Raw genomic sequence first — 21,946 nt, 5'->3', positions numbered from 1 at the left:
CAACCCCGGTCCGGTCCACACCGTTCGCACCAAGCCCGGTGGGTGGCCCGGGGTGAGACAGCCGAACGAGCCTTGTCATGACCCTTGACGCGGGTCGGCGCGTCCACCAAGATCCCATTGGAATCGATTCCATGGAATCGGTTCCAATGGGGTTCGTTCCGAGCCACGCCGTCCCTGCCCCTCCCCCAACCTCACCACCAGGGCGGCCGCTTCGCCGCACCCGCACGAGCCCGACGTAGTGAAAGGCCGCATGTGGACGCCACCGTTACCCTCAAGGACGTCGCAGCGCGCGCCGGTGTCTCCGTGGGGACCGCGTCGCGGGTGCTCTCCGGCCACTCGGCCACCTCACCCGCGGCCCGCGAACGTGTGCGGGCGGCGGCCACCGAGCTCGGCTATCGGGTGAACGCCCGGGCGCAGGCGCTGCGTTCGGCGCGCAGCCATGCGGTGGGGCTCCTCGTCTCCGACGTACGCAACCCGTTCTTCGCGGACATCGCCCACGGCGCCGAACAGACCGCGCTCGCCTCGTCGTACGTCACGCTGCTGGCCAACGCCAATGAGGACACCGCACAGCAGGACACCTACCTGGATGTGTTCCTCACCCAGCGGGTGGACGGCATCATCATCGCTCCCCAAGGAGCGGGCCGCGGCGACCTGCGCGCTCTGGAACAGGCGCGGGTGCCGCTGGTCTTCGTGGACCGCACCGTCGACGGGTTCGATGTGCCCAGCGTGACCGCCGACAACGCACACGGGGTCGAGCTCGCCGTCGCCCATCTCGCCGAACAGGGCCACACCCGTATCGGATACATCGGCGGACCGCCGTCCGTGTCCACCGGGCGGGCGCGTCTGAGCGCGTTCCTGGAGTCGATCGCCCGCCACCATCTGGACGACGACCCCGCGCTGATCACGGCGGGCGACTTCCGCCGGGCGAGCGGTGGCACGGCGGCCGCGAAACTCCTCGCGAACCACCGGCCGCCGACCGCGTTGCTCGCCGCCGACAGCCTGATGGCGGTCGGCGCCGTGAGCGAGGTGCGCCGACGCGGTCTGCGGATCGGCGAGGATCTGGCGCTGGTCGCCTTCGACGACATCGAGTGGTTCGCCGAACTCGACCCCCCGCTCACCGTGGTGGCCCACGACGCCCGGGCCTTAGGGGCGACCGCGATGCGGCTCCTGCTCGACGTCATCAACGGCGACACGGCCGAATCCGTCGTCCTCCCCATGCGGCTGATCCCCCGCCGGTCATCCTCGGCGCGGCCGGCGCACACCGCCGCCGTCCACCCCTCCGTCTGACGGCCCCGACCCACCCACACCCACAGCCCGAAGACCCACAGCCCGAACACCCACTCCGCGGAGCCGCCCAGCGTGCGGCCCCGCCGCCTCCGCGCGGCCTTCGCGGACCACCCTCACCTGCCCGACGCACGACGAAAGGCTGACCATGCGCATCGCACTCGGCAACGACCACGCGGGGCTGGCGCTCAAGGAACACGTCCGCCAGGTGCTGCGACGCCTGGGACATGAGGTGGCCGACTTCGGCCCCGACACCGAAACCCCCGTCGACTTCCCCGACATCACCTTCGCCACCTGCGACGCCGTACGCCGCGGGGAAGCCGACCGCGCCGTGCTGGTGTGCGGGACGGGCGCGGGCGCGCTGATGGCCGCCAACAAGATCGCGGGCATTCGATGCGGTCTCGGACATGACGTGTACTCCGCCCACCAGGCCGTCGAGCACGACGACGCCAACGCGCTCGCCATGGGTGCCTGGCTCATCGGACCGGCGATGGCCACGGAGGTCCTGGAGGCGTTCCTGGCCGCGACGTTCGACGACGACGCCGACACGGTGCGCCGCGTGGCCAAGCTCCGCGACCTGGAACTGCGCTCGGCCCGCGAGCTCGCCGACCGCATCTGACTTCTCTGGCACACCTCCGATCGAAGGAGACCGGTATGAGCGCTCCTGCCTCACCCCCGACCCCGCCACCGACGCGTGGACGCGTCCGGACGGCCCTCGCGTCCGCCGTCGGCACCTGCGTCGAGAACTACGACTTCGTCGCCTACGGCACCGCGTCCGCCCTGTACTTCGGCGACGCGTTCTTCCCCAACTCGGACCCGGTGGTCGGCACTCTGCTGGCCTTCGTCACCCTCGGCGTCGGCTTTCTGATGCGCCCGATCGGCGGGGCCATCGGCGGTTACCTCGGCGACCGCCACGGGCGTAAACCGGTCCTGGTCGCGGCCCTGCTGACGATGGGCATCGCCACCGTCCTGATCGGCATGCTGCCCACCTATGAGCAGGTCGGGGTGTTCGCGCCCGCGCTGCTGGTGGTCATCCGCTGTATTCAGGGGCTGGCGTTCGGCGCCGAGTGGGGCAGCGCCGTGATGATGACGTACGAACACGCGCCCCGCACCCGCCGTGGCCTGTACTCGGCGATACCGCAGGCCGGCAACCCGCTGGGCATCGCGCTCGCCAACATCGCCTTCCTGCTCTCCTCCACCCTCGACTCCGACTGGGCCTGGCGGCTGCCCTTCCTGGCCAGCGCCCTGCTGATCGTGGCCGGAGTGGTCATCCGGATGAAGCTCACCGAGTCCCCGGAGTTCGAGGCCGCCCGGGCGAAGGGCACCACCGTCCGCAACCCGCTGCTCAGCGTGGTGCGCGAGGACTGGCGCAACATCCTGCGCATCATCGCCCTGCGCGTCGTGGAGTCCTGTGCCTACTACCTGACCGCCACCTACCTCCTGTCCTACATCACCGACCGCGACTCCGGCGACCGTGGCGTGGCACTCGCCGGTGTGGTCACCGCCAGTCTGCTCGCCACCGCCACCACCGTGCTCTCCGGCGCGCTCACGGACCGCGTGGGCCGCCGCACGGTCTACCTCGTGGCCTGTGTGCTGGCCGCCCTCTTCGGCTTCCCGATGTTCCTGATGGCCAACTCCGGGGCTCCGGTGCTCATCGTGCTGATCTTCCTGATCGGCATCGGGGTGATCCACGCAGCACTGACGGGCACTCAAGCGGCCTGGTTCGCCGAGCTGTTCAACACCGCCACCCGCACGTCCGGGGCCTCGCTGGGCTACCAGACGGCGGCGTCGGTGGCCGGTTTCGCGCCGTTCCTCGCGGTCCTGCTCGCGGAGTCCTTCGGCTGGGCGGGCCCGGCCGGTCTCTACGTGTGCATCGCTCTGGTGGGACTTCTCGGTGTGCTGTCCACCCGCGAGACCTGGGGTCCCGGGCAGCGCACGGCCCTCCCGACCGGTCAGCCGCGGCGGCCGGCCGATCGGGCGGGGCATCCTTCCCGCTGAGGGTGGCCCTCACGGACCGGGCCTAGCGGTCCTGACCCGGCATGCCCGCACACGTCCGGCAGGGACAGTGCGGGCAGCCCGTGGTGTGCAGGTAGCGTGGCGGACCGGCCGTACGGCGGCAGATCAGGCAGGTCAGTTCGCCGTCGTCGGCGACCACTTCCTCGTACGCCACCGGGGTCATCCGGTCGTCCGCGCCGATCCGCTTGTGCGGCGAGCCGACGGCGAGGATCAGATGGTCGGTGATCGCGCCGACGGCGTGCGGGATGTCACCTTCGATCAGGAAGGTCTGTCCGGCGTGGGTTTCGTGGATGCGGCCGTCGTAGGTGATGGTCCCGATGCCGGCCACCACGGTCAGAACGTGGTGGCCGGGGTGGGTGTGCGGGACGAACCCGGCGCCCGCGGGCAGCCGGATCAGGTCGGCGCCGATGTCCCCGTTGGTCACCAGTTCGCGTCCGCTGGCCGACGCCGTGCCGTGGACCGGCACGGGCAGCGGAGCATGCTCCACATGCAGTCCGGTGTGCTGGTGGCGTACCGTCCTCGTGGCCCAGGTCGCGATCTTGAGCGCGGGCTCGGTGTCCTGTTCCGGCATGTCACTCCCTCGGTTGTGAATCCCAAACGACGCCGCCCAGGTCATGGCGGCCGGCGCGCAGAACGGAAAAGCCCACCGTGGCCGGGCGGCCGGTGCGCGGCTGCCGCACCCACGTCCAGCGGTCGGCACGGGCCGTCCCGTGGTCGTCCGCGAGACGGCGCCACAGGTAGTCGAGCGCCCATGGCGTGCCGTCGGCAGTGGTGGGGGCTTGGGTGGAGTCATGGGTGGGGGTGGCGGGGGCGTGGGGCAGCAGTCGCAGTATGCCGTCCTCGGATTCCCACCGTGCGCCGAACTCCACCGGCCCGGGCGCGGCGGGTACGCCGTCCTCGGTGACGGGTTCGGCCGCGAACTTGACGATCTGGGACGCCAGTTCGGCGTATTCCGAGAGGGGCCACTGGGACCGCAGATACGTACGCCACCGCGCCTTCTCCGCCTCCGGCAGGGGCGTCCGGATCCCGTTCTCGCGCACGTGTGCGCACAGGAAGTCGAACGCGGCGAAGGCCGGCTCGTCTCCGGTGGGGGCCGGTTCGTCGGCGGCGTACGGCGCGATCGCGCGCAGTGCGCGGTGCGGGTCACGGTCCAGGTCCCACGAGGACGCGTCCTCCGTCGGGCTGGTGGCGAGCAGGGTCCGGGCGGTGGCGGCGGCGTAGCGCAGCAGTCGTTCGTAGCGGACGGCGGAGATCCGCCGTACGGCCAGGGTGCCGCCCATCGCGGTGCGCTGCGGCTTGCCGGTGGCGGTGGCCAGGAAGCCGCCCCATCGGACGGCGGCGGGGCGTAGGGCGGCCTGCTCGCACACGGTCCGCACCGCGTCGAGGGTGGTGGCGGCAGGCTCGTCGATGACGAGGCCGACCTCATGGCCGAGAGTGGTCTCGGCCACCGGGACGGCGGCGAACCGGCCGCGCAGGCCCGCGTCGTGCCACATCCGCTCCACGTCCAGCGGATAGTGCTTCTCGCCACCACGGTCGATGCGTTCCTTGGCGCGCCCCCTGAGCACGAGCAGTCCGTCGCGGAACTCTCCGAGGTCGCCGGTGCGCAACCAGCCGTCGGGGGTGAGCGTCTCGGCGGTGCCGCCCGGGTCGCGCCAGTAGCCGTCCATCATGTCCGGTGTTCTGATCCACACCTCGCCGGAGGCGAGCCGTACCTCCGTGCCGGGCAGCGGGAGTCCGACGGGCGGGAAGCGGTCGAGGTACTGCGCCAGGAAGTCCTCCCCGGTCAACGCGGGCATGGTGAAGCTGAAGTTGACCGCTTCGGTGAGCCCGTATCCCTGGCGGAGTCGTGGCCCGTAGCGCCGGTGGAAGCGCCGGGCGAGGTCGCAGGTGAGCGGGGCGGCCGCGGTGATCAGGTAGTCCAGGCCGTCCGGCCAGGCGGGGCCCGCCTCCACCAGCTCGGTGAGCAGGGCGGGAACGATCGAGGCGGTGCGGGCGCCGCCCGCCGCCAGATCGCGCAGATAGCCTTCCGGGTCGAAGGCGGTGTGCAGGACCAGCGGGGTGTGCGTGATGTGGGCGCCGATGAGCGACATGACGAGCGCGTTGCAGTGGTACAGCGGCAGGCAGGTGCCGTGCGGACGGCCGGGGGCGAAGCGGTGCAGCCGCGCCGTCTTGGTGGCGTTGCCGAGGACGGCGCGGCGGCTGAGCATCACGCCCTTGGGGGTGCCGGTGGATCCGGAGGTGAACATGATGAACGCCAGGCCCGCTCCCCCGGGATCGGCCGGGGCCCCGGGGAGGATCCGCGCGCGGAGCGCCTGCGCGCGGTCGCGGGATGCGTCGATGACCGCCGAGGCGTCCACGCGCCGTACGGTGTCGGCCAGTTCCGCATCGGAGCTGCGCGGATGGCGCGGTACGGCCACCAGCCCCAGGTCGAAGCAGGTGAGGAGGGCCCCGGCCAGCGGCTCGCCATGCGGGAGCCGGATGACGACGCGGGCACCGGCCGGCAGCTCCTCCAGGCCGTGCAGCGGTGCTCGGAAGCGCCGTGCCAGTTCCGTGGTGTCCAGCGGGGCTCGGTGCGCCACGGATGTCATGGGTTCTCCGTCCCTCGGGCGGTGGGCTCGTATCGTCGCGCCGTCTCGGCTCGGCGCGGCTCCTCGGCTCGGCGTGCCCCTTCCACTCGGTGCAGTTCGTCGGCGAGGATCCGGCCGAAGTCGCCGATGTGCTGGGGCTGCATGATCCGTTCGTGGTCGCAGTCGACTTCGTGGACGGTGAGCGCGCCGGTGACCAGCGGACGCCACGCCTTTCGCAGCGACGGGCGGTTTCCGGCGCCCGCCACGTGGACGGCATCGCCGTCCAGGACGGGTGGCCGGTAGCCCCGCAGGAGCCGGGCGTTGTTCTTGGAGACCGCGACGACGCGGCCGATGTCCTCCTCGGTGAGAGTGGCGAGCACACTGCCCTCGGCCCGGAGCGCGGCGGTGACCGTGGCGAAGTCCGTTTCGCCGGGCGGGAATCGCCGCTCGTCGTATCCGGCCGCGGTCAGCAGGATGCGGTGGATCCGCTCCTCGTCGATGCGCTCCCCGGGCCCGTCGCCGGGTGCTTCGCCGGGTCCGTCGCCGGGTGCGTCGCCGGGGTGCGGCGGCAGGGTGTCGACGATGCAGACCAGCCCTGGCTCGACGCCCAGCTCGCGCAGCCGTACTGCCATGGCGTGGGCGACGAGACCGCCGAAGGACCAGCCGATCAGGTGGTACGGGCCGTGCGGGCGCACCGACCGCAGTTCGTCGACGTAGATCTCGGCCATCTCCTCGACGCTGGAGGGCAGTTGGCGGATGCCGCCGGGGCCCTCGCCCCGGAGGGCGTAGAGCGGATGCGCGCGGTCGACGTGGTGCAGCAGCCCGGCGTACAGCCAGCCGAGGCCGCTCAGGGGGTGCACACAGAACACCGGCGCCGCTTCGCCGCCGGCGCGGTACGCGATGAGGTGGCCCCGGGTCGTGGGCGTGCCGTCGTCGAGACGTGCGGCGAGGGCGGCCGGGGTGGTCGCTTCGAACAGGTCGCGGATGGTGGGCCGCAGGCCGAGCACCTCGTGGATCCGGGAGGCGAGCCGGGTGGCGCTCAGCGAGTGCCCGCCCAGTTCGAAGAAGCTGTCCGTGGCCCCGATCCGGGGCAGGCCGAGCACCTCGGCGAACAGTCGGCACAGCGCCTCCTCCCGCAGCGTGCCCGGCGCCCGGCCGCGGGTGCCGCGGCCCCATTCGGGCTCGGGCAGCGCGCGCCGGTCCACCTTGCCGTTCCGGGTGAGCGGAAGGCGGTCGAGGGGATGGAGCTGGGCGGGCAGCATGTAGCCGGGCAGCCGCGCGGCCAGGTGGTCGCGTACGGAGTCGAGGTCGAGGTCGGCCCCGGCGGGATCGGCCCCGGCGAGGCCGACGTCGGCGAGGCCAGCCCCGGCGAGGCCGGTTCCGGCGGATCGGGGCACGATGTAGCCGACCAGCCGCCGGTCGTCGGGTCCCAGGTCCCGCACCGCCGCAGCGGCGGCCCGCACGTGGGGGTGCGCCGTCAACGCGGCCTCGATCTCGCCGAGTTCGATGCGGTGGCCGCGCAGTTTGATCTGGTCGTCGTCGCGGCCGTGGAAGCGCAGGGTGCCGTCGGCCCGCCAGGAGGCCAGGTCGCCGGTGCGGTACATACGGGTGCCGGGCGGGCCGAAGGGGTCGGCGACGAAGCGCCACGCGGTGAGCGACGGACGGTGCAGATAGCCGTGGGCGACGCCCGCCCCGGCCAGGTACAGCTCACCGATGGCGCCGGGCGGCGCGGGCCGCAGCCGGTGGTTGAGAACGTACGCGCGGGTGTTGGCGACGGGGCGGCCCAGGGGGACACCGGGCTCCTGGGGGCCGGTGACGGGGTGGCAGGCGGACCAGACGGTGGTCTCGGTGGGGCCGTAGCAGGCGAGCAGACGGCAGCCGAGGCCGGTGAGCGTCTCGGCGAGCGGGCCGGGGACGGACTCACCGCCGATCACCGCGCGCATGCCGTGCAGCACGGCGGGCCGCCGGGCCGCCAGGGTCTCCCAGCGTGAGGGGGTGGCCTGCATGACCGTGACGCGGTGCCGGGCCAGGAAGGCGAGCAGGGCGTCCGGGTCACGGAGCGTCGCGGCGTCGGCGACCACCGTGGCGGCGCCGGTGACGGGGCCGAGGAACAGCTCGGGCACCGACATGTCGAAGCCGGCCGGGGCGGCCGCCAGGACGCGGTCGCCGGCGCGGACACCGAGTCGTTCGCGCATCGCGGCCAGCAGGTTGGTCAGCGCCGGGCGCGGGACGACGACGGCTTTGGGGTGGCCGGTGGAGCCGGAGGTGTGGATCGCGTAGGCGGCGTCGGCAGGCAGCCGGGCGGGGCCGGACGGCGTGACCGGCCCGGCGGTGAGGGCCCAGGGCTCGCCGGTGGGTTTCGGGGCGTGGGTGGTGGCCGGGCCGCGGGTGGCGGCCGCAACGCCGTCGGCCGCGGGGGCAGTGCCCGCCGCGTCGGTGCCCGGGGCCTCGGTGGCCGGGGCCTCGGTGGCCGGGGCCTCGGTGGCCGGGGCCTCGATGGCCAGGGCTTCGACGTCCGGAGTGCAGGTGCCCAGGGCCTCGGTGCCCGGGGCCTCGGTGCCCGGAGTGCCGGTGCCCCGGGCCTCGACGGCCAAGGCCTCGACGTCCGGAGTGCAGGTGCCCAGGGCCCCGACGGCCAAGGCCTCGACGTCCGGAGTGCCGGTGACCAGGGCCTCGGTGCCCGGAGCGCCGGTGCCCAGAGCCTCGGTGCCCGGAGCGCCGGTGCCCGGAGTGCCGGTGGCCGCAGCACCAGTGCCCATGGCCCCCATGTCCGCCGCGCGCAGAACGAGGGCGGGGCGGGCGTCGGCGAGCAGGGCGTCGATCCGTTCGGGCGGCAGGTCGGGGTCGAAGGGCAGATAGGCGGCGCCGGAGGCCAGCACGGCCAGGCACGCGGTGATCAGGCCGGTGTCGCGCGGCAGCCCGACGGCGACCAACCGGCCGGGGCCCGCGCCACGGCCCGCAAGCGTCCGGGCGAGGTCCGCGACCCGTTCGGAGAGCTGCCGGAAGTCCAGGGTTTCCGTGGTCCCGATCACGGCGGGCGCGTTCGGGGTGCGGCGGGCCTGGGCCGCGAACAGCTCGACCACGCCCGCCGCCCCGGCCGCCTCGTGCGCGGTGTCGTTCCAGGTGGTGTCGTTCCAGGTGGTGACCGTCCGTCGCTCCTCGTCCTCCGTGAGCAGGGGCAGGTCCGCGACGGCCCGGCCGGGGTCGGCCACGGCGGCGCGGAGCAGCCTGGCCAGCCGCTCGTTCAGCGCGTCCGCCGTTCCCCGGGTGAACAGGTCGGCGTTGTACTCCAGCACCCCGGTCACGCCCGCGGGCGCGCCGGTCCCGTCGTACTCCTGCCGCAGGCTCCACAGCAGGTCCAGGCGGGCCCGGTCGCCGTGCACCGGTACCTGCCGCGCGGTGATCCCCGGCAGGTCGATGTCGGCGCTCCCAGTGTCCTGGAAGGCCAGCATCACCTGGAAGACGGGGTGGTGCGCGGTGGACCGCGGCGGATTGAGGAGCTTCACCAACTGCTCGAACGGCAGCTCCTGGTGATCGAAGGCGTCCAGATCGGCCGCGCGCACCCGGCGCAGCAACGTGGCGAAGGAGGGGGTTCCCGACAGGTCGGTGCGCAGGACCAGCGTGTTGACGAAGCAGCCGATGGTGTCGTGCAGTGCCGCGTCGTGGCGGCCCCCGACCGCCGTGCCGATCGGGATGTCCTCGCCCGCGCCGAGCCCGGACAGCAGGGCGGCGAGCGCGGCGTGCAGCACCATGAACATGCTCGCCTCGTGTTCGCGGGCGAGGGCGGTGAGCCCACGGTGCAGTTCGGCGTCCAGGGTCAACTCGACGGTGCCGCCGCGGTGCGAGATGGTCGGCGGGCGCGGGTGGTCGGCGGGCAGCGGCAGCACCTGCGGGATGCCGCTCAGGGCGCGCGTCCAGTACGCGGCGGCGGCGTCGGTGGGCAACTCCCGCTGCCAGAGGGCGAAGTCCGAGTACTGCGCGGGCAGCGGCTCCCACCGGGGGGCGGTGCCGGTGGCCCTGGCCCGGTAGGCGGCCGACAGGTCGCGGGTGAGCGGGGTCAGCGACCAGCCGTCGGCGGCGATGTGGTGGGGCAGCAGAAGCAGGGCGTGCCGGTCGGGGCCCAGCGCGTACAGCGTTGCCCGCAGGGGCAGTTCCGCGGTCAGATCGAAGGGGCGGGCGGCGTCGGCGGCAAGCCGCTCGACCAGGCGCGCTTCATCGGCGCCGTACCCGTCCGCCTCGTCCAGCGACACCGTCGCGAAGGGCGGCTCGACGGGGGTGGTGGGGCGCTGCCAGGGCTCGCCGTCGTGGACCTCCACCACGGTGCGCAGGATCTCGTGGCGCGTCAGGACGTCCATGAGCGCGGCGCGCAGCGCCTCGGTGTCCAGCGGGCCGTCGAGCGTGAAGGCGAAGGGCATGTGGTACGTCGGACCGCCCTCCTCGAAGTGGTAGAGGAACCACAGGCGGCGCTGGGCGAACGACAGCGGGACACGCTCCGGCCGCAGCCCGGGGCGCAACGGCGGGCGCACCGCCGGACGTCCGGCCGACGCCCGGCGGGGCTCGCGCCGCGCGATGACGCGCGGGGCGAGCGCGGCCACGGTGGGCGCGTCGAACAGCGTGCGGATGGCGAGGTCGATGCCGAGGCCCGCGCGGATCTTGTTGATGAGCTGGGTGGCGAGCAGCGAGTGGCCGCCGAGGTCGAAGAAGCCGTCGCCCACGCCGACTTCGGGCACGCCGAGCGTTTCGGCGAAGGCGCGGCACAGGAACCGCTCCAGCTCGGTGGCGGGCGCCCGTCCGGCCCCGGTCCGCAGTCCCTCGGTGGGTGCGGGCAGGGCGCGCCGGTCGAGCTTGCCGTTGCGGGTCAGCGGCAGCCGGGCGATCGGCACCACGAAGCCGGGCACCATGTATCCGGGCAGGTGGCCGGCGGCGTGGCGGCGCAGGGCGGCGGGGTCGAGGCGGGTGTCCGCCGTCGCGGGGACGGCGTACGCCACGAGCCGTACGCCACCCGCGCCGTTGCCCCTGCCGTCGTCCTGGGCATCCTGGGCGTCCTGGGCGATGACCGCGGCCTGAACGACGTCGGGGTGGCGCTCCAGGACGGCCTCGATCTCGCCCGGTTCGATCCGGAAACCGCGCACCTTCACCTGCTGGTCGGTGCGGCCCAGGTACTCCAGGGTGCCGTCCTGCCACCGGCGCGCCAGGTCTCCCGAGCGGTACATCCGGGCGCCGGGCGGGCCGAAGGGGTCGGCCACGAAACGGGTCGCGGTCAGGGCCGACCGTCCCAGGTAGCCACGGGTCACACCGGGGCCGGAGAGGTAGATCTCGCCGGGGCAGCCGGGCGGCACCGGCCGTAGCGCATGGTCGAGCAGGTGCAGACGCAGGTCGGCGAGCGGTTCTCCGATGGCGCTGCGGGTGTCGGCCGGGTCGGTCAGCTCGGCGTACGTGGAGTGCACGGTGGTCTCGGTGATGCCGTACATGTTCACCAGCCGGGGGCGGCCGTGCGGGCCGGGGCCATCGGGATACCAGTCGCGGATCCGGCGTGGGTCCAGCGCCTCTCCGGCGAAGACCACGACGCGCAGTGCGTGCCGGGGCGGGCCGTCGGCCTCCCGCGCCATATCGGCTTCCGCCTGGGCGAGTTGATAGAAGGCCGACGGCGTCTGACACAGGGCGGTGACCCGTTCGCGGACGAGCAGCCGCCACATCTCGCGCGGCGACCGGCTGACCGTGTGCGGCACGATGACGAGCCGCCCGCCACGGCCGAGGGCCGCCCACAGCTCCCACACGGACACGTCGAAGGCGTACGAGTGGAACAGGGCGTGCACATCGTCCGGCCCGAAGCCGAACCGCTCATCGGTGGTGTCCAGCAGCCGTACGACGTTGTCGTGCGTGACCACGACGCCCTTGGGCGTACCGGTCGAGCCGGAGGTGTGGATGACGTAGGCGGTGGTGTGCGGGTCGGTGCACCGGCCGGGGTCACCGGCCGGGCCCGTGACCAGGGCGGCGGCCGTCTCCGGGTCGTCCAGCAGCAACCGGTCCTGGCCGGGCGGCAGTACGGCGGCGGATTCGGCCGTCGTCACGGCCAGGGGCGGGCGGGCTTCGCCCAGTACGTGTCGCACGCGCTCGGGCGGGGTGGCCGGGTCCAGCGGCAGATAGCCCGCGCCGGACTTGAGCACGGCGAGGACGGCGGTCACCAGATCGGCGCCGCGTGGCAGGGCGAGGGCGACGAGCCGGTCCGGGCCCGCGCCGCGGGCCACGAGCACCCGCGCGAGGCGGTTGGCCCGTTCGTTCACCTGCCGGTAGGTGAGGGTGCGGTCGCCGTCGGTCAGTGCGGGAGCGTCGGGACGCATCGCGGCCCGCGCCTCGAACAGCCCGGGCAGGGTCGGGCCCGATGCCCGCTCGGCGGCCGGGAGCCGAGGTGTCCGCTCGTGCGGCAGCAGGAGGTCGATGTCGGCGAGCCGGGCGCCGGGCGCGGCGGCGATCCGGTGAAGCAGCGCGCCGAGCCGGTCGAGCAGGCGCCGGGCGGCGTCCGCGTCGAGGACCCCGGTGTGGTGGTCGAGCCGCAGGCCAAGTCGCGTTCCGTCGCCGGGCAGGACGATGAGCGACAGCGGGTAGTGCGTACCGTCCATCACCCGCAGCCCGGTGATCTCGATGCCGGGCGCTACGTCCCGCAGGACATCGGCGTCGAGGGGGTAGTTCTCGAACACGACCAGGCTGTCGAAGAGTTCGCCGTGTCCGGCCAGGCGCTGGAGCCGGGTGAGATCGGCGTGCTGGTGCTCGACGACGGCGAGCTGCTGATCCCGCAGCGCGCGCAGCGTCTCCTCGACGGTTCGGGAAGGATCGAGGCGGACCCGGACCGGGATGGTGTTGATCAGCAGGCCGACGATGTTCTCCACACCGGGCAGCTCGGGCGGGCGGCCGGAGACCGTGGCGCCGAAGACGACGTCGTCACGGCCGGTGTGGGCGCCCAGCAGCATCGCCCAGCCGAGCCGTACGAGCGTGTTGACGGTCAGCCCGTGCGCACGGGCCGCCCGCCGCAGCTCGTCCGTCACTCCGGCATCCAGCTCGGCGTCGGCCTGGCCGTGGTCGGCGCTGCCCCGGCCCCGTTCCCCACCGACCAGGGTGGGGCCGTCCAGCCCGGACAGGACGCCGCGCCACGCGGCCTCGTCGGCCTCGGCATCGCGCGTGGCGAGCCAGTCCAGGTAGGCGCGGTACGGCGTGGCGGCCGGGGGTGTTCCGCCCGCGTAGAGAGTGAAGAGCTCCCGGACCGCTATCGGCCAGGACCAGCCGTCCAGCAGGATGTGATGGGCCGTCAGTACGAAGACGTGCCGCCGCCCGGCGGCCCGCAGGTAAGTGGCGCGCAGCGCGGGCGGGTCGGTGAGGTCGAACCGCAGACGCCGGTCCCGGTCGAGGAAGGCGGCCTCCTCCGCGGGAGACGCCACCCGCTCCTCCCGCCACGGAACGTCGATCCGGTCCGGCACCGTCTGCACGGGCCTGCCGACGGCGTCCGGCCGGAACCCGGCGGCCAGGTTCGGATGCCGGTGCAGCAGCGCACGCAGGGCCTCGCGCAGCGCTGTGGCGTCGAGTTCGCCGGTCAGCTCGAAGACGAACTGGACGAGATAGGGGTCGGCGCCGCCGTCGGCGCCGCTTTCGTCCCCCTCGTCCCCCTCGTCGCGATCGTAGAGGGAGTGGAACAGCAGCCCTTGGGCGAGGGGCGACAGCGGCAACGCCTCGCCCGCACGGTCCACCGCGGACGCCACGGGTCGCTCGCCCACCGCGGTTCGCTCGGCCACCGCGGGCGTGGTGGGTCGCTCGTCCGCGTCGGCGGCCAGAGCCGCGAGGTGGTCGAACCAGCGCCCCGCCAGGTCCGCCAGGTGCGCCTCGTCCAGCAGGCGACCGGCCCAGGACCACATGGCGGTGAGCCGGGGGCCTTCGGGGTGGTCGACGATGACGGAGTCGAGTTCGACGGCGTGCGCCAGCGGCAGATCCGGCGACGCGCTGGACGCGAGGACGCTCCCGTCCGGGCTCCAGTCCCGCTCGCCGTCCGCCTCGAAGCGGCCGAGGTAGTTGAAGGCGATCGGGGGCGGTGCCGGGGCGGCCAGCCGGGTGGCGGTTTCCGGGTTGAGGTGGCGCAGCAGGCCGTAGCCGAGGCCGTGGGCCGGTACGTCGCGCAGTGCCGCGCGGACCCGGGCCACGGCAACGTCCCAGGGCGTGTCCCCGTCCCCCGCGTCGAGCAGCAACGGGTGAATGATGGTGAACCAGCCGACCGTACGCGACAGTTCGAGACCGGCGACGAACTCCTCCCGACCGTGGCCTTCCAGGTCCAGGCCGACGGCCGTCTCATCCGCGCCCCGCCAGTCGGCGACGGCCCGGACGAACGCGGTCAGCAGCAGGTCGTTCAGCGAGGCGCCGAACGCGGCGGTGGCGCGCTCCGCCAGGGCCGCGGTCAGCGCGGCCGGGAGGGTGCGGGTGTGGTGGCGTCGCGTGGCTTCGGTGTCCCGCGCCGGGTCCGGCAGCGGCTCGGCCCGGAGGTGGCTCACCGCGTTGGCGACCTGGGTCCAGTACGGGAGTTCGGCCAGGACCGACGCGTCCCGGGCATGCGCCGCCAGCGCCCTGCTCCACCTCCCGAACGCCGTGCCGACCGCCTGCGGTGCCGGGGTCCGGCCGGTGGCCAGCGCGCGCCAGCCGTCGCGCAGGTCGTCGAGCATGATCCGCCACGACACCCCGTCGACGGCGAGGTGGTGCACGGTGAGAACGAGAGTGCCGGGCCGATCGGCTCCGGCGTCGAACCACTCCGCGTGCACGACGCGCCCCTCCACGGGGTCCAGCCGCTCTCCGGCCCGCGCGGCGTGCTCCCGTACGGCGGCCTCCAGCGCCTGCCGGTCCACACCGGCCGCGTCGTGCCGGACCAGTGCGATCCGGCCACGGGGTTCGGTCCGCAGCTCCCAGGAGGAGTCCCGCGCCACCAGCCGGAGGCGCAGCATGTCGTGCCGGTCGACCAGCGCTTCGAGGAGGGTGAGCAGCCTGGGCACATCGAGCCCGGCGGGGGTGCGCAGCGCCATCGACTGCGCGAACCCGGTGACGGGGCCGCCACGTTCACGCAGCCAGTGCATCACCGGCGTCGGCTCCACCGTCGGGTCCGCGCCGCCCTCGCTCGGAACGATGGGCGGCAGGGGCCGGTCGGTCAGCGCCGCGGCCAGTTCGGCGACGGTGGGGTGGCGGAAGACGTCCTGGGAGGTGAGCGGGAGACCGGCCCGCCTGGCCCGGCTGACCAGGTGGATCGCCAGGATGCTGTCACCGCCCAGTGCGAAGAAGCCCTTGTCCGGCGGAATGTCCGGCTCGCCCAGCACCTCGCGGAACAGCGCGGCGAGCGTCTCCTCGGCGGGCGTCCGGGGCCCGCCCGTGGCCGCGCGGTCCGGCGGTGGGGCGGGCGGGGCAGGCAGGGCGGCGCGGTCGAGCTTGCCGTTGCGGGTGAGCGGCAGCCGTTCGACCGGGACGATCACCGAGGGCACCATGAACGCGGGCAGGTGGTCGGCGGCGTGGCGCTTCAGCGCGTCGACGTCGGCGTCGGCGTCGGCGTCGATGTCGACATCCGCATCCACATCCACGCCCGGATCGACGTCCGCATCAACGTCCACATCAACGTCCACACCCACGCCCGGGGGCACGGTCCGGGGGTGTGCCGTTCCCGACCGCGCGGTTCCCGACCGCACGGTTTCCCGCTGCCCGGTGACGACGTACGACACCAGCCTGCGCTCGCCCGGCCGGTCCTCGCGGAGCACGGTGGCGGCGCGCGTCACGGCGGGGTGGCGGCACAACGCGTCGTCGATCTCGCCGGGTTCGACGCGATAGCCGCGCAGTTTGACCTGGCTGTCGGTACGGCCGACGAAGTCCAGGGTTCCGTTCGGGTTCCAGCGGGCGAGGTCTCCGGTGCGGTACATACGGGCGCCGGGAGGGCCGAACGGGCAGGCCACGAAGCGCTCCGCGGTGCGGGCCGGCGCGCCGAGGTAACCGCGCGCCAGCCCGGCCCCGGAGAGGTGGACCTCCCCGGTGACGCCGGGCGGGACGGGGCGCAGCGCGTCGTCCAGGAGGTGCACCCGAGTGCCGTCGAGCGGGGTGCCGACCGGCACCGACGTGGCCTCGGCCGGGAGGTGGTCCACCGGGTGCCGGGTGGCGAAGACGGTGGTCTCGGTGGGTCCGTAGCCGTTGATGACGGCGGGGGCGGGGCGCGCGGTGCGGACGCGCCGTACGGCCTCGGGGGCGACCACGTCGCCGCCGGTCCACACCTGGCGGACGCCGGCGAGGCAATCGGGGTCCTCCTCGGCGACCGCCGCGAACAGGCCCGCCGTCAGCCACAGGCCGGTGACGCGGTGCGCGGCGATGACGTCACGCAGGACACCGATGTCCGTCCGGCCCGGTGGCGCGATGACGATCTCGCCACCGGTGAGCAGCGGCACCCACAGTTCCAGGGTGAGCGCGTCGAAGGCGTGCGGGGAGTGCAGCAGCACCCGCTCCGCGCCGCCCTCGGTCCACCAGCGGTCGGCGGCGAGCCGTACGAGATTGTCATGGGTGATGGCGACGCCCTTCGGGGCGCCGGTCGAGCCCGAGGTGAACATCACGCATGCGAGGTGCTCCGGGTGCACGGCCGCCGGGCGGTGATCCGGGGGCACAACCCCCACACCGCCATCCTGGGGCACAACCCCCACACCGTGATCCGGGACCACAGCCCCGGGGCGGTGATACGAGGCCACGTCCCCCGCGCCATGCTCCGGGGCGGGTCGCTCATCGCCGAGGACGAAGGTGCGATGCCCCCTGGCGCGGAACCACACGGCGATGTCGTCGTCGCGGGTCGTGGCGTCGGTGATCAGGAACCGCGCCCCCGCCCCGGCGGCGATCGCGGTCAGGCGGCCCCGTCCGTCCTCGCGGTGCAGCGGCAGATACGCGGCCCCCGCCTTGACGACCCCCAGCGCCGCGACCACGAGATCCGGCGAACGCTCGACGAGCAGGCCCACGGGTGTCTCGGCGGTGACGCCCGCCGCGGTCAGCAGGGCCGCGACGGCGTCCGCCCGGGCGTCGAGCTCCCGGTAGGTGAGCCGCTCGCCGGTCGCGGCGGAACGCACGGCGAACGCCCTAGGAGCGCGGGCCACATGGGCCTGGAACCACCCGAGGGCCGTCCGCGCCGGGCCGGTGGTCCGCTGCCGCGGCCCGGTGCCCGCCGTCCGGAGCCGGTCGCGTTCGGCGGCCGAGGTGACGGCATAGCGCGCCACGCGGGTCCGGCCCGGGCGGGCGGCGGCCTGGCGCAGCACCCGCAGGAACCTTTCACCTGCCTCGCGCAGCAGCTCCGGGGAGTGGTTGGCCGGGTTGGCGTCGGCGTCGATGGTGAGCGGTCCGTCGCCGCGGTCGTACGCCACCAGGGACAGGTCCTCCGAGGGCGGCGCCTGGACGTTGTGCACGGTGGCGGTGGCGGATCCGAAGCGCAGGCCGTAGGCGAAGCGCTGGATGTTCAGCACGGGCCCGAAGAAGCGGCGGCCGTCCTCGGGGTAGCCCAGATCGCGGCGCAGTCGCTCACCCCGGTAGCGCTGGTGCCGCTGGACGAGGGCGATCTCCTCGTCGGCCCGGGCCGCCAGGTCCGCGAAGGGGGCGGCGGGGTCGACCCGCAGGCGCAGGGGCAGCACGTTCGCCGCCATGCCGGGCACGCGACGGCTCTGCTCGCTGACCCGTCCGGTGACCGGCAGGCTGAGCACGACATCACGGCTGCCGGTCATCGCGTGGGCGAAGACGGCGGTCGCGGCGACGACGAGCCGCGACCAGCGCTGCCCCATCTCCCGTGCCGCCGACCGCAGTTGGGCGAACTCCGCTTCGGGCAGGATACTGGTCCGCCGCAGCGAGCCCGCGGGCACCGGGGCCGGGCGCGCGGCCAGACTCAGGAACTCCGGACGCCCTTCCATACGGCCGAGCCACCACCGCCGGTCGGCTTCCCACCGCGGCGAGGCGTGGTAGGCGCGGTCCTCCTCGAGAGCGGCGCGCAGCGGGCTCCAGCCGTTTGCGGGTATCGGGCCGCCGCGCAGGAGGCTGTCGTAGAGCTCGGCGACGCGCCGCGAGAAGAGGGTCATGCCGAAGCCGTCGAGGGCGATGTGGTGCACCCGGTGGAACAGCAGATGCCGCTGGTCGCCGATCCGCAGGACGGCGCCGTCGAACAGCTCGCCCTCGGCCAGGTCGACGGGCCGGGACAGCTCCTCGCGCATCCAGCCGAGGGCCGTCGCGTGCGGCTCCGACTCCTGCCGCAGGTCGCGCACGGGTAAGGACATGGAGCGCGGGCTCGTCACGCGCTGGACCGGCCGGCCGTCCGGCGCCTCGATGAAGCGGACGTGCAGCGCTTCGGTCTCGCGCACGGCCTGCCGTACGGCGGCCACGAGGACGTCGGTGTCGAGCGCTCCGGTGATGTCGGTGTACTCACCCCAGAGATAGGGCGAGGACAGGTCGGGCCGGGACCGCTCGGCCAGCCATACGCCCGACTGGGCCTCGGAAACGGGGAGTTCGGTGCCGGTTTCGTCCAGGGCCATCGGGTTTCCCGCCCGGTCGCCGTGCGACGACCTCAACGTAGCAGTGGCTTCACAGGGCGATCGCGTCGGTCGTCGGATGGTTCGGGAACGGTGGTCGGTCGGCGGCTCTCCGATCTTGTCCGGTCGCCGAGACTAACAGGCGAGTAAAGGCATCGCAAAGCAATGGCAATGTGGTTGGGTACGGTTCAGGCCAAGCCGGAGCCGGGATACGTCCGCCCGGGCCCGGACACGGCGCCGGGCCCGCCGGTGCGGGCCGCGATGACGCGGCCGCCCGCACCGACGGGCCCGTGGAAGAACTGGAAGAAGTGGAAGAAACCGAAGGAACGACCTCAGGGCTTGCGGGCCACCGCTCCGTACATGGCGATGTCCTCGTCCTTGATGGTTTCGGTGGAGGTACCGTCCGGGCGCCACTTGTGGACCTGGGTGAGGCCGGGCTCGACCAGGTCGAGGCCGTCGAAGAACCGCTCGGCCTCGGCCTCGGTGCGCAGCCGCATGGGCATGTCGCGGGCCGCGTACTCGCGGGCGACCCGGGCCACCTCGTCCGGCGCGAAGTCGGCGGTGCCGATGGACATCGCCAGATAGCTTCCGGAGGGCAGCGGCTCCAGGAGGCGGTTGACGATTCCGTACGCGTCGTCCTTGTCCAGGACGAAGTGCACGATGGCGATGACCGTCAGGGCGACCGGACGGCCGAGGTCGAGGGTCTCGCGGAGCTCGGGGGCCTTAAGGATGGAGGCGGGCTCGCACATGTCCGCCTCGACATAGGCGGTCCTGCCCTCGGGTGTGCTGGCGAGCAGCCCCTGGGAGAGGGTGAGGACGATGGGGTCGTTGTCCACGTAGACGACCCGGGAGTCCGGGGCGACCGCCTGGGCGATCTCATGGAGGTTGGGCGAGGTCGGGATGCCGGTCCCGATGTCGAGGAACTGCCGGATCCCCGCCTCTTCGGCCAGATAGCGCACGGCCCGGTTCATGAAGTCGCGGTTGGCCCGCATATGGATCGGGAGGGCGGGCCACTCCCGGGCCATGGCGATGCCCGCTTCCTTGTCGGCCGGGTAGTAGTCCTTACCGCCGAGGATGTAGTCGTAGATACGTGCCGAATGCGCGCTCTCGGTGTCGATGCGGTCGGCCGACCATCCGTTGTCGCTCAAGGCGTCCCCTCCCAGTGGATCGTCAGTTCGCTGTCGGTGTGGCCCCTGTCCGTGCGAGGCCGGGCCGGCCGCGCACGACAGGGAAGGTTGCGGTGCCGTGGCGCTAGCAGAGGAAGTCGGCGTCGCCCGCCTTCACACCTGCCAGAAACCGGGTCATCTCGTTCGTGGTGAAAACCAGCGCGGGGCCGTCGGGGTCGGTCGACTGACGCAGCGCCACCCGCCCGTCGTGCAGCTTCTTGGCTTCGACGCAGGCGCCCCCGGCGTCGTCGCTCCACGGCTTGGACCAGCCCCTGGTGCCGAGATCATGGGAGGGCATGCCGCTGCGTATGTGGTGGTGCACTTCAGAGCTCCTTGCGAATGGCGCCGAGGACGGCCTCGGTTTTCCTGGCGGGCACCGACTGGGCGCCCATCCGGTCCAGGACCTCGCGATACACCACCACGTCTTCCTCTTTGTCCAGATACACCGCGCCGACCAGGCCGCTGAGGTAGACGATGTCGGGCAACTCCGCGGCCCTGAACCGGAAGACATGGAACGCACCGGCCCGCATGGCCGGATGCGGACCGCTTCCGAACGGCATGATCTGCACGGTCACTTGAGGAAGAGCGCTGATCTCGATCAGGTGGTCGATCTGGGCGCGCATCACGGCCGCGCCGCCGACCGGCCACCTCAGCACGGTCTCGTCCATCACGACCCACAGCCGGGGAGGGGATTCCCGGGACAGCAGTTCCTGGCGCTGCATGCGCAGGGCGACCCTGCGCTCGGTGGCCTCCGTCGGAGCATGCGGGTTACCGGCGCTGAGCAGCGCACGGGCGTAGTCCTCGGTCTGCAGCAGCCCGTGGACGAACTGCGCCTCGTAGGCGCGGATCTGAAGTGCCGCCTGCTCCAGGTTCAGATACGCGGCGAACCAGTCCGGCATCACATCGCGGTAGGTGTGCCACCAGCCGCGCTTGTTGGCCTCGCGGACCGACTTCAAGAAGGTGTCGATCTCATGCCGGTCGGTGACGCCGTACGTCTGGAGCAGCTTCTCCACGTCCGCGAGTCTGAGCCGCGCCACCTTGGCGGCTTCCATCCTGCGGATCGTCGAGTGGCTGACCCCGATCGCCGCGCCCGCCTGGTCGTATGTCAGGCCGGCGCGTGTCCGCAGCTCCTCAAGCTGTCTGCCGAGGATCATGCGGAGGACAGAGGGTGCACCGCCCCATGCGGTTTCCGCGGCCAACGCTCTACCTCCCCACACCGGGCATTACGGCTGCAGTCTGTCACGGTCGCCGGACCGGGCAAGCGGAACCTCCGATGGCAACTTGCAATTTCCAATTTACCGCTTGCAACTCGCTCGTTGCACCTGTCACAGTGGTCACACCGTCCGATCACGGTGGGAACGCTTGCGTGGGTACGTCCGTAGGCACTGCGCAGTGCGGGAACGGCACGGTCCATGACGCGCAGGCAGACGAAAGGCGGCCGCTCGTGGCTCCCCTCGCCCTCCCCCTGACTCCCCTTCGGACGTTCCGGGAGCGGAACACGCACCCGGCAGTCGCCTTACGACTGCCGGCCATCGCCTCCTCGGTGGGCACGGTGCGCGCGGTCGTGCGCGAGCGGCTGCGCGCCTGGGGCCTGAGCGCCCAAGTGTGCGACGACGCACTCCTCGTGGTCTCCGAGCTGATCACCAACGTGATCACACATACGCTCAGCGATCATCTGGAGTGCAGGCTGCGCATCGGCGCGGGACATCTGCACCTCGAGGTCGAGGAACAGATCCGGGCGCACACCCTCCCCGCGCCGCGGACACCCGACCCCGATGAGCACGGGGGTCGAGGGCTGCTGCTGGTCGGCGCGGTGAGCAGCGCCTGGGGCGTCAGGGACGCCCCGTACGGGCCGGGGCGGACCATCTGGGCCGAGCTGCCGACGCGTACGGAAGAGTGTCACTGACCGATGGACCGACAGTTTGTCGCCCCTGAGGCGCCATCACTCAGCGCTCCGAACCGCTGCCGAAGCCACAGCGGGCGCCTGCGCCTACCGGACGGACTGCCCGCCAGGCTGGGATACGACGCGGTGGGGATGCCCGCGGACATCGGCAGGCGGGTCATGAAGTGTCTGCACCGCATCGGCTGTGTCTTCGCCGACGATCAGCAGTGGTGGTGGATCGTGCCATCCGGATCGCATATCGACGTCGCCTGGCCGCCGTTCACCAGCTATGCGGTCGGCGCCCATATGACCGACCTGAGCGCCCGCTCCCGCCTCCCCCGCCTGGTCCATCACCCCCAGGACGACTCGCCGTACACGCCGCCGATTCCGCTGTACTTCATGACCTGCCATATCGCCGGCATCCGGCCCCACTGGTCACCGGAGGACGCCACCGGGCCGTCCCAAGCGGTGTGAGCCGGA

General features: G+C 73.0%; 11 protein-coding genes. 5 read left to right on the top strand and 6 right to left on the bottom strand.

All coding sequences use genetic code 11. From position 1 onward, the window contains the following. Positions 1–252 precede the first annotated feature (252 nt). From J5X86_RS33070 to J5X86_RS33060, 3 genes are all read left to right on the top strand, one after another. Positions 253–1,287: a LacI family DNA-binding transcriptional regulator gene (locus J5X86_RS33070; RefSeq protein ID WP_208520381.1), complete on the top strand. Its 1,035-nt coding sequence runs from the start codon at positions 253–255 to the stop codon at positions 1,285–1,287. 145 nt (positions 1,288–1,432) lie between these two features. Then, positions 1,433–1,903 carry an RpiB/LacA/LacB family sugar-phosphate isomerase gene (locus J5X86_RS33065; RefSeq protein WP_014056492.1) on the top strand — a complete coding sequence of 157 codons (471 nt, stop codon included), beginning with the start codon at positions 1,433–1,435 and terminating at the stop codon, positions 1,901–1,903. A gap of 35 nt (positions 1,904–1,938) precedes the next feature. Beyond that, complete coding sequence (locus J5X86_RS33060) at positions 1,939–3,282, top strand: MFS transporter (RefSeq protein ID WP_208520380.1); 1,344 nt, start codon at positions 1,939–1,941, stop codon at positions 3,280–3,282. A 22-nt stretch (positions 3,283–3,304) separates the two neighbouring features. Here the strand turns inward: J5X86_RS33060 and J5X86_RS33055 are convergent, their stop codons facing one another. The 6 genes from J5X86_RS33055 to J5X86_RS33030 form a co-directional block, all read right to left on the bottom strand. After that, on the bottom strand, positions 3,305–3,871 hold the full coding sequence (locus J5X86_RS33055) for a cupin domain-containing protein (protein WP_208520379.1): 567 nt from the start codon (positions 3,869–3,871) through the stop codon (positions 3,305–3,307). 1 nt (position 3,872) lies between these two features. After that, on the bottom strand, positions 3,873–5,888 hold the full coding sequence (locus J5X86_RS33050) for a class I adenylate-forming enzyme family protein (RefSeq protein WP_208520378.1): 2,016 nt from the start codon (positions 5,886–5,888) through the stop codon (positions 3,873–3,875). Continuing rightward, positions 5,885–18,421 carry a non-ribosomal peptide synthetase gene (locus J5X86_RS33045; protein WP_208520377.1) on the bottom strand — a complete coding sequence of 4,179 codons (12,537 nt, stop codon included), beginning with the start codon at positions 18,419–18,421 and terminating at the stop codon, positions 5,885–5,887. Before J5X86_RS33045 ends, J5X86_RS33050 begins: the two co-directional genes overlap by 4 nt. Positions 18,422–18,750: 329 nt before the next feature. Further along, positions 18,751–19,566, bottom strand: a complete 816-nt coding sequence (locus J5X86_RS33040; RefSeq protein ID WP_078639599.1) for an SAM-dependent methyltransferase — start codon at positions 19,564–19,566, stop codon at positions 18,751–18,753. A 103-nt stretch (positions 19,567–19,669) separates the two neighbouring features. After that, positions 19,670–19,882 (bottom strand): DUF397 domain-containing protein, encoded by a 213-nt coding sequence (locus tag J5X86_RS33035; protein WP_059143363.1) that lies wholly within the window; start codon positions 19,880–19,882, stop codon positions 19,670–19,672. A 25-nt stretch (positions 19,883–19,907) separates the two neighbouring features. Then, complete coding sequence (locus J5X86_RS33030; protein WP_208520376.1) at positions 19,908–20,783, bottom strand: helix-turn-helix transcriptional regulator; 876 nt, start codon at positions 20,781–20,783, stop codon at positions 19,908–19,910. Between the two features lie 245 nt (positions 20,784–21,028). On the opposite strand from J5X86_RS33030, the gene J5X86_RS33025 reads away from it, so the two are divergent. Together J5X86_RS33025 and J5X86_RS33020 are read left to right on the top strand one after the other, a co-directional pair. Beyond that, entirely contained in the window at positions 21,029–21,490 is a 462-nt protein-coding gene (locus tag J5X86_RS33025) for an ATP-binding protein (protein WP_308124792.1), read from the top strand. A gap of 129 nt (positions 21,491–21,619) precedes the next feature. Continuing rightward, on the top strand, positions 21,620–21,940 hold the full coding sequence (locus J5X86_RS33020) for a hypothetical protein (RefSeq protein WP_243982034.1): 321 nt from the start codon (positions 21,620–21,622) through the stop codon (positions 21,938–21,940). Positions 21,941–21,946: the final 6 nt, after the last annotated feature.

The sequence above is a fragment of the Streptomyces sp. NEAU-YJ-81 genome (genome assembly GCF_017592595.1).
GTDB lineage: Bacteria > Actinomycetota > Actinomycetes > Streptomycetales > Streptomycetaceae > Streptomyces > Streptomyces hygroscopicus_B.
This window is presented reverse-complemented; position numbering and strand designations above follow the sequence as displayed.